Annotated in this window: 13 protein-coding genes; 3 read left to right on the top strand and 10 right to left on the bottom strand. The window is 65.0% G+C overall.

Annotated elements, in window-relative coordinates:
• Positions 1 to 47: 47 nt before the first annotated feature.
• The 4 genes from dnaG to B0G62_RS06155 form a co-directional block, all read right to left on the bottom strand.
• Positions 48 to 1,943 carry a DNA primase gene (dnaG, locus tag B0G62_RS06170; RefSeq protein WP_103703291.1) on the bottom strand — a complete coding sequence of 632 codons (1,896 nt, stop codon included), beginning with the start codon at positions 1,941 to 1,943 and terminating at the stop codon, positions 48 to 50.
• Positions 1,944 to 2,061: 118 nt separating this feature from the next.
• The gene (locus B0G62_RS06165; RefSeq protein ID WP_103703290.1) at positions 2,062 to 2,508 is read right to left on the bottom strand and encodes a GatB/YqeY domain-containing protein; all 447 of its coding nucleotides are present in this window, start codon (positions 2,506 to 2,508) and stop codon (positions 2,062 to 2,064) included.
• A 276-nt stretch (positions 2,509 to 2,784) separates the two neighbouring features.
• On the bottom strand, positions 2,785 to 2,997 hold the full coding sequence (gene rpsU, locus B0G62_RS06160; RefSeq protein ID WP_027819095.1) for a 30S ribosomal protein S21: 213 nt from the start codon (positions 2,995 to 2,997) through the stop codon (positions 2,785 to 2,787).
• A gap of 140 nt (positions 2,998 to 3,137) precedes the next feature.
• The gene (locus B0G62_RS06155; protein WP_103703289.1) at positions 3,138 to 4,355 is read right to left on the bottom strand and encodes a BaiN/RdsA family NAD(P)/FAD-dependent oxidoreductase; all 1,218 of its coding nucleotides are present in this window, start codon (positions 4,353 to 4,355) and stop codon (positions 3,138 to 3,140) included.
• Between the two features lie 178 nt (positions 4,356 to 4,533).
• Between B0G62_RS06155 and tsaD the strand changes: the two genes are divergently transcribed.
• A complete protein-coding gene (gene tsaD, locus B0G62_RS06150) occupies positions 4,534 to 5,562 on the top strand; it encodes a tRNA (adenosine(37)-N6)-threonylcarbamoyltransferase complex transferase subunit TsaD (RefSeq protein WP_103703288.1) in 1,029 nt (342 codons plus the stop codon).
• Between the two features lie 73 nt (positions 5,563 to 5,635).
• Here the strand turns inward: tsaD and folE2 are convergent, their stop codons facing one another.
• The 4 genes from folE2 to B0G62_RS06130 all read right to left on the bottom strand — a co-directional run bounded on the left by folE2 (position 5,636) and on the right by B0G62_RS06130 (position 9,757).
• The gene (gene folE2 / locus B0G62_RS06145) at positions 5,636 to 6,442 is read right to left on the bottom strand and encodes a GTP cyclohydrolase FolE2 (RefSeq protein WP_103703287.1); all 807 of its coding nucleotides are present in this window, start codon (positions 6,440 to 6,442) and stop codon (positions 5,636 to 5,638) included.
• A 132-nt stretch (positions 6,443 to 6,574) separates the two neighbouring features.
• Positions 6,575 to 8,482, bottom strand: a complete 1,908-nt coding sequence (gene dxs, locus B0G62_RS06140; protein WP_103703286.1) for a 1-deoxy-D-xylulose-5-phosphate synthase — start codon at positions 8,480 to 8,482, stop codon at positions 6,575 to 6,577.
• 85 nt (positions 8,483 to 8,567) lie between these two features.
• Positions 8,568 to 9,449 (bottom strand): polyprenyl synthetase family protein, encoded by an 882-nt coding sequence (locus B0G62_RS06135; protein WP_103703285.1) that lies wholly within the window; start codon positions 9,447 to 9,449, stop codon positions 8,568 to 8,570.
• Positions 9,446 to 9,757, bottom strand: coding sequence for an exodeoxyribonuclease VII small subunit (locus B0G62_RS06130; RefSeq protein ID WP_103703284.1), 312 nt, complete (start codon positions 9,755 to 9,757; stop codon positions 9,446 to 9,448). The genes B0G62_RS06135 and B0G62_RS06130 overlap by 4 nt, the downstream gene beginning before the upstream one ends.
• Before the next feature lie 329 nt (positions 9,758 to 10,086).
• Between B0G62_RS06130 and B0G62_RS06125 the strand changes: the two genes are divergently transcribed.
• Positions 10,087 to 11,193, top strand: a complete 1,107-nt coding sequence (locus B0G62_RS06125; protein WP_103703283.1) for an aromatic ring-hydroxylating oxygenase subunit alpha — start codon at positions 10,087 to 10,089, stop codon at positions 11,191 to 11,193.
• 172 nt (positions 11,194 to 11,365) lie between these two features.
• Positions 11,366 to 12,235, top strand: coding sequence for a sulfurtransferase (locus tag B0G62_RS06120; protein WP_103703282.1), 870 nt, complete (start codon positions 11,366 to 11,368; stop codon positions 12,233 to 12,235).
• A gap of 24 nt (positions 12,236 to 12,259) precedes the next feature.
• On the opposite strand, the gene B0G62_RS06115 is transcribed toward B0G62_RS06120, so the two are convergent.
• Entirely contained in the window at positions 12,260 to 13,132 is an 873-nt protein-coding gene (locus tag B0G62_RS06115; RefSeq protein WP_103703281.1) for a dienelactone hydrolase family protein, read from the bottom strand.
• 61 nt (positions 13,133 to 13,193) lie between these two features.
• On the bottom strand, positions 13,194 to 14,537 hold the full coding sequence (locus B0G62_RS06110; protein ID WP_103703280.1) for an NAD(P)/FAD-dependent oxidoreductase: 1,344 nt from the start codon (positions 14,535 to 14,537) through the stop codon (positions 13,194 to 13,196).
• Between the last annotated feature and the right edge of the window lie 86 nt (positions 14,538 to 14,623).

Below are 14,623 nucleotides of genomic sequence, written 5' to 3'. Positions count from 1 at the left end.
TCGATTTTAGCACGCACGGTAATAATTGCCCGCGCGCGACCCTCCCTCTATAGCCCGAGCTGACGCTTCATGTCAGCCCGTGCCTGATTCAATTTAACGTATTCGGCCAGCTCCTCGGGCGTGTGCCGCGACTGCCGCGAAAGCACTTCCAGCCGCTCGCTGCAGGCGTCGAATCGCATTTTCAGGATTGCCGCCGTCAACTCTTCGCTGACGAGCCGTTCCTGCTCGCGGCGCTCCTCCAGCACGGCACCATCTTCTGGATTTTTCATCAGCAAATCCCGAACGTTTTCATCATAGTCCAGAATTTCGCGAAAAATCTCCTCGAAGGTGGCAGCATTGGCCCCATTTCTCAATAGATCCGACAGCAGCTGGAATTCGGCCGCATCGCCCAGTGCACGGGCGTGTGTGGTCACTTCCTCGAACAGTTCGCCGTGCCGCGTGAACGCAATGAGCGCCTGCTCGGCCTCTTCGTCGAGCTGCGCCACGATGCGCGGATGCATCACAAGGTTGCGCAGCGCCTTGCGCTCGATCCCGGTTACGAGGTGCCGATCCTTGCGCGCCGGCGCCCGACGCGCCGCCTGGGCGATGCGCGCGTCGACTTCGCACAGCCCCGCCACTTCCTCGAACGGCACGTCCAGACGGTCCGCGATCATGTGCATGATCTGCGCGCGCAGCGCATTCGCCGGCAGCGCCTGCAACAGCGGCTTGGCGTCGAACAGCGCGCGGGCGCGCCCTTCGGGCTGGTCCAGCTCCTTGCCCGCCATCACTTCGTTCAACATGAACTGCGAGAGCGGCATGGCGCGCTCGACCTGTTCCTTGAAGGCTTCCGTGCCGAATTCGCGCACGTAGCTGTCCGGGTCGTGTTCGGCCGGCAGGAACAGGAAGCGGATCGTGCGGTTGTCCGCGGCGTGCGGCAGGCAGGCGTCCAGCGCGCGCCGCGCGGCGCGACGGCCCGCCGAGTCGCCATCGAAGCTGAAGATCACCGTATCGGTCTGACGCATCAGCTTCTGGACGTGGATCGGCGTGCAGGCCGTGCCCAGCGTCGCCACGGCGTTCTGGAAACCGAGCTGCGCGAGCGCCACCACGTCCATATACCCCTCCACCACCAGCACGTAATGCTGTTCGCGGATCGCGAGACGCGCCTCGAACAGCCCGTACAATTCGCTGCCCTTGTTAAATAGCGGCGTTTCGGGGGAATTCAAATACTTGGGCTCGCCGCCGTCCAGCACACGGCCGCCGAAGCCGATCACCTGGCCCTTCACGTTGCGGATGGGAAACATCACGCGATCGCGGAAGCGGTCGTAGCGGCGCGCCTGGCCTTGCGCGTCCTGCTTTTCGCTGACGATCACGAGGCCCGATTCGACGAGCGAGTCGTCGCGATAATCGGTAAACGCGGATTCGAGGTTCTGCCATCCATCAGGCGAGTAACCCAGCCCGAAGCGGGCCGCGATTTCGCCCGTCAGCCCGCGCTTTTTGAGGTACTGGATCGCATTGGGCGCGCTGCGCAGCTGCTTGCGGTAATAGTCGCAGGCGGTCTGCATCACATCGGACAGCGCAGTGGAGACGGCTTTCGAGACGCCGGGCGCGTAACCGCCCTCGCCCTGCCCGCCGCGGCCGCCGCCATAGCCAGCGCCGCCGCGCACGGGCGACGGTTCCTGCGGCACGGTCAGGCCAACCGACTGGGCCAGGTCGTTGACGGCCTCGGGGAACGTCAGGCCCGCGTGCTCCATGAGAAAGCCGATCGCCGTACCGTGCGCGCCGCAACCGAAGCAGTGATAGAACTGCTTCGTTGGACTAACGGTAAAGGAAGGGCTCTTCTCGTTGTGGAACGGGCACAGGCCCATGAAGTTCGCGCCGCCCTTCTTGAGCTGCACGAAGCGGCCCACCACGTCGACGATATCGACGCGGTTAAGCAGATCCTGCAGGAACGAATGCGGAATCATCAGGCTCGGTCGCTCGTTTCAGATGGGCTGGGCACGCGTGCGCGCGCCCGTCGCAAGCCCCTCGCGCGCCTGTCGCCGGGAAAGCTCCAGGCGGCGGACGAAGGGCTGGGCGACGCCCTTACTTCGAGAGTGCGGCCTTGACGAGGCCCGAGACGGCCGTCATATCGGCGCGGCCAGCGAGCTTCGGTTTGAGCACGCCCATGACCTTGCCCATGTCCTGCGGGCCCGCGGCGCCCACCTGGGCGACTGCCGCCTGCACTTCGGCGGCGATTTCCGCATCCGTTAGCTGCTCGGGCATGTACGTCGCGAGCACGGCCAGTTCGGCCTGTTCCTTTTCGACGAGGTCGGTGCGGGAAGCGGCTTCGAACTGGCTGATCGAATCCTTGCGCTGCTTGATCATCTTGTCGATGACCGCCGTGATGCCGGCGTCGTCGAGCGTCACACGCTCGTCGACTTCACGTTGCTTGATGGCGGCGAGCAGCAGACGAATCGTGGCGAGGCGCTCGCTTTCGCGGGCGCGCATCGCGGCCTTCATGTCGTCGTTGATCCGGTCCTTGAGACTCATCACTCACCTGAAATGCGTTGGGGTTGCACAATCCCGGATTCACCGGGCAGCGCGGCCACTCAAGCAGAACTTCGCACGAAGCATCGCAGTAATGCAAAAACCCGCCTGGAAGCGTTTCCAGGCGGGTCGGTGCGGGTTCGACTGGTTGCGACCACACCAGAGAGACAGCGCGGCGCTTGGCGCAACCGGCTGTTTTGCGTCGCAGTGGGATTTCCGGGTTATGGAAAGAGCCGCAAAAAACAGCAAAACCCGGGCAAAACCACGACGACGCCGAAATCAGTACATTTTCTTTGGAAGCGTCTGGCTGCGAATGCGCTTGAAGTGGCGCTTCACCGCCGCTGCCTTCTTGCGCTTGCGTTCAGCCGTGGGCTTCTCGTAAAACTCACGCGCACGAAGTTCGGTCAACAGGCCATTTTTTTCGATCGTGCGCTTGAAGCGGCGCATGGCCACTTCAAAGGGTTCATTTTCTTTTACGCGGATGGTCGTCATTTTCCAATAACGGATCGGAGGTAAAGGGAGCCAGTATAGCAAATCCATGTCTGGGCATCGCGAGGCCGCCGGAAGGAAAACCCCAATGCAGGCGGCCTGTCGCGGCGCGGTTGCAGCGCTGTCGCAGCCGTGTTGCGGCCTTACCCCGCGAGCGCGAATTCAGCCGCGGCCTCACCCGCAGCGACGCCGGACGCCCACGCCCACTGGAAGTTGTAGCCGCCGAGCCAACCCGTCACGTCCACCGCTTCGCCGACGAAGTAAAGACCCGGCACGCGCTGGCTCATCATCGTCGCCGACGACAGTTCGCGCGTATCCACGCCGCCGCGCGTCACTTCGGCCTTCTTGTAGCCTTCGGTGCCGGTCGGCGTCAGGGTCCACTGCGAAAGGCCTTCGCCGATGCGGCGCAGCGTCTTGTCCGGCAGATCGGCCAGCCGCGCATCGAGCGATACGCCGTGCGTCTCCAGCCATGCGTGCGCGAGGCGCGCGGGCACCCATTCGGCCAGCAGATTGCCGATCTGGCGTTTCGTCGTACCTTTGGCCTCGATCAGCGCCTCGGTGGCATCGCGCTCGGGCAGCAGGTTCACGCGGATTGGCTGCCCCGGCTGCCAGTAGCTCGAAATCTGCAACACGCCCGGCCCCGAGAGGCCGCGATGCGTGAACAGCAGGTCTTCGTCGAAGGCGCCACCGGTCTTGCGCTCGCCGGTCGCCACATGGACGTCGAGCGAGACTCCGGACAGCGGCACATACGGCTCCCACTCCTGCTGCGCAAAGGTCAGCGGCACGAGCGCAGGGCGCATATCGATCAGCTTGTGGCCGAACTGCTTGGCCACGCGGTACGCGAAATCCGTCGCGCCGATCTTCGGAATCGACAAACCGCCCGTGGCGATCACGAGCGCCTTCGCGCGAATCTGCCCTTGCGGCGTGCCGAGCGTGAAGCCCGCGCCGTCGGCGTGCGCGACGTCCTCGACGGGCAGCGGGCGGCGCCAGGCCACCTTGCCGGCGTCGCATTCCGAGCGCAGCACGTCGATGATCGCCTCGCTCGACTGGTCGCAGAACAACTGGCCCTTGTGCTTCTCGTGCCAGGTCACACGATGCTGGCGCAGCAGCGCCATGAAGTCGCGCGGCGTATAGCGCGCGAGCGCCGAACGGCAAAAATGCGGGTTATTCGAGAGGTAATTGGCGGGGCTGGCGTGCAGATTCGTGAAATTGCAGCGCCCGCCGCCCGAAATGCGGATTTTTTCCGCGAGGCGCGGTGCGTGGTCGATCAGCGCCACGCGGCGGCCCCGCTGGCCCGCCACCGCCGCGCTCATCATGCCGGCGGCTCCTGCGCCGATCACGGCGATGTCGAAAGATTCCATGGCGCGCATTCTACCTGCGCGCCGCGCCCCGGTGGCTCGCCAGCGTATCGCGCGCGCCGGTCGGCCTCAGCCGGGTTTCACCCGCGCTGCTATACTTTCAGGCTTCCCTTTTACTTTGATTTAGCGACGGTTTTTGCTTTGGCTTCTGCCTTGAGCGAGCACCGTTGCACGCCACACCATGCTCGTTCTTGGCATCGAAAGCTCCTGCGACGAAACCGGCCTCGCGCTCTATGACAGCGAGCGCGGCCTGCTCGCGCACGCGCTGCATTCGCAGATCGCCATGCACCGCGAGTACGGCGGCGTCGTGCCCGAACTGGCCTCGCGCGACCATATCCGCCGCGCCCTGCCGCTGCTCGAAGAGGTGCTCGCGAAAAGCGGCGCCGCGCGCAGCGACATCGACGCCATCGCCTTCACCCAGGGTCCCGGTCTCGCCGGCGCGCTGCTGGTGGGCGCGAGCATCGCCAACGCGCTCGCCATGGCCTGGAATCGCCCGACGGTCGGCATTCATCACCTGGAAGGGCATTTGCTCTCGCCGCTGCTTGTCGATGCGCCGCCGCCGTTCCCGTTCGTTGCGCTGCTCGTTTCCGGCGGCCATACGCAGCTCATGCGCGTGGCGGACGTGGGCGTGTACGAGACGCTCGGCGAAACGCTTGATGACGCCGCCGGCGAAGCCTTCGACAAGACGGCCAAGCTGCTGGGCCTCGGCTATCCGGGCGGCCCGGAAGTCTCGCGCCTCGCCGAATTCGGCACGCCTGGCGCAATCGAGCTGCCGCGCCCGATGCTGCATTCGGGCGATCTGGACTTCAGCTTCAGCGGCCTGAAAACGGCCGTGCTCACGCACGTGAAGAAGCTCGGGCCGAACATCTGCGAGCAGGGCAAGGCCGATATCGCGCGCGGCTTCGTCGATGCCGCCGTCGACGTGCTGGCCGCGAAGTCGCTGGCCGCGCTCAAGCAGACGAAAATGAAGCGGCTCGTGGTGGCGGGCGGCGTGGGCGCGAACAAGCAGTTGCGCGAGAAGCTTTCGGCGGCGGCGCAAAAACGCGGCTTCGAAGTCCACTACCCCGATCTTTCGCTGTGCACCGACAACGGCGCGATGATCGCGCTGGCCGGCGCGCTGCGTCTGCAACGCTGGCCCGACCAGGCGACGCACGATTACGCGTTCACGGTGAAGCCGCGCTGGGATCTGACGTCGCTGGCACAGCAATAACGCAGCCAGTGCGCCAATGAAAAAGCCGCCCGAAAGGCGGCTTTTTTACTTCAAGCGTGCTGCTAAACAGCTATCAAGCCACGCGCTTGTCGTGCTCGATCACGGCATAGGCGCTGTGATTGTGAATCGACTCGAAGTTTTCGGCTTCGAGCGTATAGGCGATCACGCGAGCATCGGCGTTCAGGCGCACGGCCACGTCGCGCACGAGGTCTTCCACGAACTTCGGGTTCTCATAGGCGCGCTCCGTCACGAACTTTTCGTCGGGGCGCTTGAGCAGGCCCCACAGTTCGCACGACGCTTCCTGCTCGGCAATAAGGATCAGTTCTTCCACCGGCAGATCGCCGTCGAACTCGACGTCGATCGTCACATGCGAGCGCTGGTTATGCGCGCCGTACTGCGAGATCTTCTTCGAGCACGGGCACAGGCTCGTCACCGGCACCAGCACCTTGAGGAACAGGCGCGTGACGCCGTCGCGCACATCGCCCGTGAGCGTCACTTCGTAGTCCAGCAGACTTTCCACGCCCGACACCGGCGCGACCTTCTTCACGAAGTACGGGAACGACACCTCGATGCGGCCCGCCTGCGATTCGAGCTTCAAGAGCATCGCGGCCAGCATCGCGCGGAATGTTGCCGGTTCGAGCGGCGTCTTGTTCTCTTCGAGCAGCGCGACGAAGCGCGACATGTGCGTGCCCTTCTGGTCCGCGGGCAGATGAACGTCGAGGTTCCACGTGCCGACGCTCGGCTGGACGTCGCCCGCGAGCGTCTTCACCGTGAGCGGATGGCGCACACCTTTTACGCCCACACGCTGGATCGGGATCTGGCGGGTATCGACGGAGCTCTGGACGTCCGGCATCACGAAAGCCGGGTTCATCTGATTCATGTTCTTATCCTCAAGTCACGCCAAACGTGGCGCGCAAATGGCAAGCGCCGGCATGAGCCGGCGCTGGCTGGCGGAACAGGGCGACACAGCGCCCTTTCCGACGGTTCAAGGTGTATGAGCGGCTGCGCCCGCTTACGCGACGCGCATCACCGACTTGCCCGACGCGTTCGCCGCGCCATCGAGGAAGCGCTCGCGAATCGACTTCGCGATGCCTGCCGCGTCGAGGCCGACGCCCGCCAGCAGCTTCGCCGGATCGCCGTGATCGATGAAGGTGTCGGGGAGGCCCAATTGTAGTACGGGCTTGATAACCCCACTCTCAAGCAGGGATTCCACGCAGGCCGAACCCGCGCCGCCCATGATGCAGCCTTCCTCGACGGTCACAAGGTAATCGTGCGTCTCGGCGAGCTGCTTGATCAGCTCCGCGTCGACCGGCTTCACGAAGCGCATGTTCGCCACGGTGGCGTCCAGTTGTTCCGCAGCGGCCAGCGACGGCGCAACCATCGTGCCGAACGCGAGGATCGCCACACGCTTGCCGGCCGGCGCCTGGCTTTCGCGGCGCACTTCGCCCTTGCCCACCGGCAGCGCGGCCATCTGCTTGACGGTCGCGACACCCGTGCCCGCGCCGCGCGGGTAACGCACGGCCGTCGGGCAGTCCTGCTGGAGCGCCGTATAGAGCATCTGACGGCATTCGTTTTCGTCCGACGCCGCCATGATCATCATCTTCGGGATGCAGCGCATGAAGGCGAGATCGTACGCGCCCGCGTGCGTCGCACCGTCCGCGCCAACCAGGCCCGCGCGGTCGATCGCGAACACGACCGGCAGATTCTGCAGCGCCACGTCGTGGATCAACTGGTCATAGGCGCGCTGCAGGAAAGTCGAGTAGATCGCGACCACCGGCTTCATGCCCTCGGCCGCCAGACCGCCCGCGAACGTCACCGCATGCTGCTCGGCGATGCCGACGTCGAAGTAGCGATCCGGGAAACGCTTTTCGAATTCGACCATGCCCGAGCCTTCGCGCATCGCCGGCGTGATGCCGACCACGCGCGAGTCGAGTTCCGCCGCATCGCACAGCCATTCGCCGAAGACCTGCGTATAGGTCTTCTTGCTCGGCGCCGTCGACGGCTTGATGCCTTCGGCCGGGTTGAACTTGCCGGGACCGTGGTACAGGACCGGGTCGGCTTCGGCGAGCTTGTAGCCCTGGCCTTTCTTCGTCACGACGTGCAGGAATTGCGGACCGCGCAGTTCCTTGATGTTCTGAAGCGTGGGGATCAGCGAGTCGAGATCGTGACCGTCGATCGGCCCGATGTAGTTGAAGCCGAACTCCTCGAACAGCGTGGCCGGCACGATCATGCCCTTCGCGTGCTCTTCGAGCTTGCGGGCGAGATCGAGCACCGGCGGCGCATGACGCAGCACGCGTTCCACGCCCGCGCGCGCGGCGGCGTAGAAGCGGCCCGACATGAGGCGCGCGAGGTGGCGGTTCAGGGCGCCGACCGGCGGCGAGATCGACATGTCGTTGTCGTTGAGGATCACGAGCAGCGGCACGTCGTCTTCGACGCCGCCGTTGTTCAGCGCCTCGAAGGCCATGCCGGCCGTCATCGCGCCGTCGCCGATCACGGCGATGCCCATGGCGTTATCGCCCTTGAGCTTGCTCGCGACGGCCATGCCGAGCGCCGCCGAAATCGACGTGCTCGAGTGCGCGGTGCCGAAGGTGTCGTATTCCGATTCGTCCCGCTTCGGGAAACCCGAGATACCGCCGAGCTGACGCAGCGTGTGCATCTGGTCGCGGCGGCCCGTCAGGATCTTGTGGGGATAGGTCTGATGGCCCACGTCCCAGACGATACGATCGCGCGGCGTGTCGAACACGTAATGCAGCGCGATCGTCAGTTCGACCGTGCCGAGGTTGGACGACAGGTGGCCGCCCGTTTGCGACACGCTGTCGAGAACGAAGGCACGCAGTTCGTCGGCAAGCGGTTGCAACTGGCGGCGATCAAGGCGGCGCAAATCCGCAGGGTCGTCAATGGTTTTCAGCAAGTCGTACATCGTCGTTCCATTGTAGGAAATCGGGCGCTCCCGCACTTCTGTCACGCATTACTTCCCGTTCATGCGCGCGGGCGGGTTGGCGCAATCAGCTAACCCGGTTCACGATCAGGTCAGCGAGTTCGGCGAGGCGCTGGGCGCGTGCGCCGAACGGTTCGAGCGCCGCGTGTGCATCGGCGCGCAACTGCTGCGCGAGGGCACGCGAGGCATCCAGACCGATGATCGACACGTAGGTCGGCTTGCCGTCCTTCGCGTCCTTGCCAGCGGTCTTGCCCAGCGTCGCCGAGTCGGCGGTCACGTCGAGAATATCGTCCACCACCTGGAACGCGAGGCCCACGGCCGCCGCGTACTTGTCCAGCGCGGCGAGGGTGTCGGCGCCAGGCGTGTCGCCCGCCACCGCGCCCATGCGGACCGAGGCGCGCAGCAGCGCGCCGGTCTTCAGGCAGTGCATGGTTTCGAGCTGCTCGCGCGTGAGCGAATGGCCCACGCTCGCGAGATCGATCGCCTGACCGCCGGCCATGCCGATCGAGCCGCTCGCCAGCGCGAGTTCGCGCACGAGCGCGGCCTGGCGCGGCGCATCCAGCACCTCGGAGGTCAGCGCCACGAATGCCTGCGACTGCAGCGCGTCGCCCACCAGCAGCGCCGTCGGTTCGTCATATTTGACGTGTACCGTGGGTTTGCCGCGGCGCATGTCGTCGTCGTCCATGCACGGCATGTCGTCGTGCACGAGCGAATAGACGTGGATCATCTCCAGCGCGCAAGCGGCGGCGTCGAGCGCCTGCGGCGTGGCATGGGTGAGTTCGCCTGCGGCGAAGCACAGGAGCGGGCGCACGCGCTTGCCTCCGCCCAGCACGGCATAACGCATCGCGTCATGCAGGGGCGCGGGCTGCACGTCGGCGGCCGGCAAATAGTGATCGAGCGCGCTCTCGACCCGGTCGAGCACCGTCCGGGTCCATTGGTCAAAATTCATAGATCGTCGTCTCCGCCATTTGCGGATGTCGTATTGAGGGGCACGGGCCGAAGCGTCTCGCCGTCGAGCACGCGCACCTGTTGTTCAACCTTTTCGAGCTGCTGCTGGCAGAACTTCACCAGCACCGCGCCGCGGCGGTACGCGGCCAGCGATTCCTCGAGGCTCAAACTGCCGCCTTCCATGCGCGCCACCAGCGCGTCGAGTTCCGCCAGAGCGGCTTCGTAGCTCTCGGGCAGGGCTTCGGCGGCGGCCGTCTGAGACGCCGCTGCACCGTCCGCTGCACGGTCTTTCGATGCGGATTTCGCCATCTGGGGTCGCCAAAATGAAACAAGGCGGACATTCTACGGCAAAAGCACCCTGGCCGCCCCGCTCGCCGGCTCGTGTCCTCTCTCGACCACATTACCCGACGTTCCCAAGGCCATTGCCGGGCGCGACCCAAATCAGTTCCAGAGGCCATTTTTGGGGCATTTTCCGCGCGGCGCCCGACGCACTCACGCCGCCTTTCAGGCGCAATTCCGGCAAAAATCAGCCACTTAGCTACCCTTTTAAGGGTAAACCGGATATACTTGCCGGCTCCCTAAATCGAATCTTCGATGGTTGGGTTGTTCACTGCTTTCACGTCTAATCGGGAGTGGGAATGTCCAATCTGAGCAATGCATTGCAGCTGAAGTCCATCCACAGCCAGCTGCCAGTCACGGCTTACTTTGACGAAGCGCTACTGAAGCGCGAAATCGACACGCTTTTCCAGAAAGGTCCTCGCTACGTCGGGCACGAATTGATGGTGCCTGAAGCGGGGAATTATTTTGCGCTGCCCGGCGAGAAAGAGGGTCGCGTACTCGTTCGCAACAAAAGCAACGAGATCGAGCTGCTTTCCAACGTTTGCCGTCACCGTCAGGCCATCATGCTAAACGGTCGCGGCACGGCAGACAACATTGTATGTCCGCTGCATCGCTGGACGTATGACCTCAAGGGCGAACTGCTCGGCGCACCGCACTTCGCGGACAAGCCCTGCCTGAACCTGAACAGCACGCCGCTGCAACAGTGGAACGGCCTGCTGTTCGAGACGGCCGGACGCGACGTCGCGCGCGATCTCGCGCGCCTTGGCCCCGCCAGACACCTCGACTTCACGGACTATATGTTCGATCACGTCGAGGTCCACGAGTGCAACTACAACTGGAAGACCTTCATCGAGGTCTATCTGGAGGACTACCACGTCGTCCCGTTCCATCCGGGTCTCGGCCAGTTCGTCTCGTGCGACGACCTGAAGTGGGAGTTCGGCGAGTGGTACAGCGTGCAGACCGTGGGCGTGCACAGCCAGCTCGGCAAGCCGGGCAGCCCGACGTACCGCAAGTGGCACGACGAAGTCCTGCGCTTCCGTAACGGCGAGCCGCCCGAGTTCGGCGCGATCTGGATGGTCTACTATCCTGGCCTGATGATCGAGTGGTATCCGCACGTGCTCATCTGCTCGTGGCTGATCCCGAACGGCACGCAGAAGACGACGAATATCGTCGAATTCTATTACCCCGAGGAAATCGTGCTGTTTGAGCGCGAGTTCGTCGAAGCCGAGCGAGCCGCCTATATGGAAACGGCCGTGGAAGACGACGAGATCGCCGAGCGCATGGACGCCGGCCGCCGCGCGCTGTTCGAGCGCGGCGTGTCGGAAGTCGGCCCGTATCAGAGCCCGATGGAAGACGGCATGCAGCACTTCCACGAGTTCCTGCGCCGCGAGCTGGGCGAAATCTGACGCGCGTAGCCTCTGGGGCTGCTGGATCGCATCACGGAAAGACGGGCTTCGGCCCGTCTTTTTGTTTAGACTGACGGCATCGGGCCGGCTCAGCCGCGTGTGCAAACGCCTGCATGCCAGGAGACGGTGAGTCGGCCATGCACGATTCAGGGATTCAGGTAAAGGAGCCGTCATGCCCCACACGCACTACACCACGTTGATTTCGGCCGCCAACCTGCACGAGCGCATGACCGCCGCGCCGGGCAGCGTGCTCGTCGTCGACTGCCGCTTCGATCTGCTCGATCCCAAAGCGGGCGAAACCGCCTACGCCGCCGGCCATCTGCCGGGCGCGCGCTATCTCCACCTCGACCGCGACCTGTCCGGCCCGAAGACCGGCAAGAACGGCCGCCATCCGCTGCCCGACCGCGCCTCGCTCGTCGCCACGCTGGCCGACTGGGGCTTGAACGCGGGACAGCAAGTGGTGGCCTATGACGCGCAGGGCGGCTCGTACGCCGCGCGTCTGTGGTGGCTGCTGCGCTGGCTCGGCCACGACTCGGTCGCCGTGCTCGATGGCGGCCTGCAAGCGTGGGAAGCGGCCGGCTATCCGCTCTCCAGGGACGTGCCCGCCGCCACGCAAGGCACCTTCAAGGCGGCCGCGCCGTTGCAGGTGACCGTCGACGTCGCGGCCGTCGTGCGCAATCTGGGCACGCGCGAGCTGACCGTCGTCGATGCACGCGCCAACGATCGCTATCGCGGCGAAAACGAAACGATCGATCCCGTCGGCGGCCATATCCCCGGAGCGGTGAATCGCTTCTTCAAGGACAACCTGAGCGCCGATGGGCGCTTCAAGTCGGCGCATACGCTGCGCGAAGAGTTCACGGCGCTGCTGCCGGGCATCACGCCCGAGCATGTGGTGCTGCAATGCGGCTCGGGGGTAACGGCGTGTCACAACGCGCTGGCCATGGAGATCGCCGGCATGCACGGCGCCGCGCTCTACGGCGGTTCGTGGAGCGAGTGGGTCGCCGATCCCTCGCGGCCGGTGGCGACGGGCGCGAATCCCTGAACCTGCGTCAACACGGCGTCGGCATCAACCGACGCCGTGTCCCTTGAACCACGCAATCGTGCGCTTCCACCCGTCCTCGGCGTCGGCCTTGCGATAGCTCGGCCGGTAATCGGCAAAAAAAGCGTGGCCCGCGTCGTCATAGACGACGATCTGCGAGCCGCGCCCGCCTTGCGGCCCCTGTGCGACCGCCGCTTTCATCTGCTCCAGCGTGTCCTGCGGAATACTGGTGTCCTGCCGCCCATAGAGGCCCAGCACGGGCACCTGCAGCGTGCCCGCGAGATCGAGCGGATTCTGCGGCGCGTTCGCCGTGTGATCCCCCGCCACGCGCCCGTACCACGCCACCGCCGCCTTCACGCGCGGGTTGTGCTCCGCATAAAGCCACGCGTAGCGGCCGCCCCAGCAAAAGCCATTGATGCCCACGCGCGTCGTATCGCCGCCGTGCTCGCCCGCCCATGCGATGGCCGCGTCGATATCGCCCATCACCTGCGGATCGGGCACCTTGCTCGCGATGTTCTGGGTGATCTGCTGGATCGTCGGGTACACGGAGGCATCGCCCTCGCGCACGAAAAAGTCCGGCGCGATGGCCAGATAACCGAGCTTCGCGAAACGGCGACACACATCGGCGATATGCTCATGCACGCCAAAAATCTCGTGAATCACGATGATGACGGGCAAATGCGTCTTGCCGCGCGGCTGCGCACGATACGCGGGCACCAGCGTGCCGCCCGACTGGAAGCCGATTTCGCCGGCATCCAATCCTTCGGTATCCGTATGAATGGTCTGCGCGGAAACCGGCAGCACGGCGGCGGCAAAACCCGTGCCGAGCGCGGCCTTGATAAACGTGCGCCGATCGAACGGCACGTGCGGGACGAGGCTATCGATTTCAGGCTTGAGCATGCAACGCTCCTTGCGATAAAAACAGCGCCAAAAAAAATGCGCCCGCAGGCGCATGGTCGAATCAGTGCAGCTTGACGCGCGGCAGCGTCGTGCGCCGCAGCCAGTGCGCGACGGTGTCCAGCACCATGCGCGCATAGCCATGCAGCGCCGCGATATGCAGCCGGTACAGCGACATGTACATGAAGCGCGCGAACAGCCCCTCGATCAGCATGCTGCCGCCGATCAAGCCGCCCATCAGATTGCCGACCGCGCTGAAGTGTCCCAGCGAAACCAGCGAGCCAAAGTCGCGATAGGTGAATTCGGGCAATGGCCGTCCATCGAGCAGGTTGCCCATCGACTTGAACAGGAACGAGGCCTGCTGATGCGCGGCCTGGGCGCGCGGCGGCACGTTGCGTTCGGTGCCGGGCCATACGCACGCCGCGCAGTCGCCGAGTGCGAAGACGTTAGCGTCGATTTCGGTTTGCAGCGTGCGGCGCACGACCAGTTGCCCGAGCTTGTTGACCGGCAGGCCGTCGAGTTGCGAGAGCACCGCCGGCGCCTTGATGCCCGCGGCCCAGACAGTGAGATCGGCGCGGATAGCCTTGCCGCTCGCCGTGCGCACGACGCCGGGCGCCACCTCCGTCACGCGCTCGCCGGTGAGAATACGCACGCCGAGCTTGAGCAGCAGTTCCGCCGTCGCCGTCGACACGCGCTCGGGCAGCGCCGGCAAAATGCGCGGCCCCGATTCGATCAGCGCAATACCCACGTCATGACCCGGATCGAGCTTGTGCAGCCCATAAGCCGACAACACCTGCGCGGTATTGCGCAACTCGGCGGACAATTCCACGCCCGTTGCCCCCGCGCCGACGATCGCCACCTGCACGCGCGGCTCCTCCTTGCCCTCGTGATCGCGCGTGGTGACGGGATCGGTCTGATGCTCGGCGCGCACGCACGCCGCGATCAGGCGCTTGCGAAAGCGCTCGGCCTGCTCGACGGTATCCAGCGCGATGGAGTTTTCCGCCGCGCCCGGCACGCCGAAAAAATGCGTCGTGCTGCCGATGGCGAGCACGAGTGTGTCGTATTCGAGCGAGCGCTCCGGTAGCATCGCAGCGCCGTCTTCGTCCGGCACCGCGCCGATGGTGATGCGCCTGGCCGCGCGGTCGAGTTCGACCAGTTCGCCCTGCTGAAACTCGAAGCCATGCCAGCGCGCCTGCGCCGCATATTCGAGTTCCTGCGTGAACGGGTCCATGCTGCCCGCCGCGACTTCGTGCAGCAGCGGCTTCCAGATATGTGTCGGATTGCGGTCGACCAGCGTGACCGTCGCGCGCGGCTGGCGGCCACGGAGCGCCTTGCCGTAACGGTCGCCCAGCCGCGTGGCCAGCTCCAGCCCGCCTGCACCCCCACCTACAACGATAAAACGATGCATAGACTCTCCGTGCATGTCGATGGGCGATAGAACCGCCGACGCGTGCGCGCCTCAAACTTCGAATCACACAGCGGCGCCGCCCTTCG

This window comes from Paraburkholderia eburnea (genome assembly GCF_002917095.1).
GTDB classification, from domain to species: Bacteria; Pseudomonadota; Gammaproteobacteria; order Burkholderiales; family Burkholderiaceae; genus Paraburkholderia; species Paraburkholderia eburnea.
The sequence above is the reverse complement of the archived record's forward strand: the minus strand, read 5'-3'. Positions and strand labels throughout refer to the sequence as shown.

Bases quoted from the DNA above. Each gene is read 5' to 3' on its own strand.
- dnaG (WP_103703291.1), bottom strand. From the start codon at position 1,943: ATGATTCCGCATTCGTTCCTGCAGGATCTGCTTAACCGCGTCGATATC.
- B0G62_RS06165 (WP_103703290.1), bottom strand. From the start codon at position 2,508: ATGAGTCTCAAGGACCGGATCAACGACGACATGAAGGCCGCGATGCGC.
- rpsU (WP_027819095.1), bottom strand. From the start codon at position 2,997: ATGACGACCATCCGCGTAAAAGAAAATGAACCCTTTGAAGTGGCCATG.
- B0G62_RS06155 (WP_103703289.1), bottom strand. From the start codon at position 4,355: ATGGAATCTTTCGACATCGCCGTGATCGGCGCAGGAGCCGCCGGCATG.
- tsaD (WP_103703288.1), top strand. From the start codon at position 4,534: ATGCTCGTTCTTGGCATCGAAAGCTCCTGCGACGAAACCGGCCTCGCG.
- folE2 (WP_103703287.1), bottom strand. From the start codon at position 6,442: ATGAATCAGATGAACCCGGCTTTCGTGATGCCGGACGTCCAGAGCTCC.
- dxs (WP_103703286.1), bottom strand. From the start codon at position 8,482: ATGTACGACTTGCTGAAAACCATTGACGACCCTGCGGATTTGCGCCGC.
- B0G62_RS06135 (WP_103703285.1), bottom strand. From the start codon at position 9,449: ATGAATTTTGACCAATGGACCCGGACGGTGCTCGACCGGGTCGAGAGC.
- B0G62_RS06130 (WP_103703284.1), bottom strand. From the start codon at position 9,757: ATGGCGAAATCCGCATCGAAAGACCGTGCAGCGGACGGTGCAGCGGCG.
- B0G62_RS06125 (WP_103703283.1), top strand. From the start codon at position 10,087: ATGTCCAATCTGAGCAATGCATTGCAGCTGAAGTCCATCCACAGCCAG.
- B0G62_RS06120 (WP_103703282.1), top strand. From the start codon at position 11,366: ATGCCCCACACGCACTACACCACGTTGATTTCGGCCGCCAACCTGCAC.
- B0G62_RS06115 (WP_103703281.1), bottom strand. From the start codon at position 13,132: ATGCTCAAGCCTGAAATCGATAGCCTCGTCCCGCACGTGCCGTTCGAT.
- B0G62_RS06110 (WP_103703280.1), bottom strand. From the start codon at position 14,537: ATGCATCGTTTTATCGTTGTAGGTGGGGGTGCAGGCGGGCTGGAGCTG.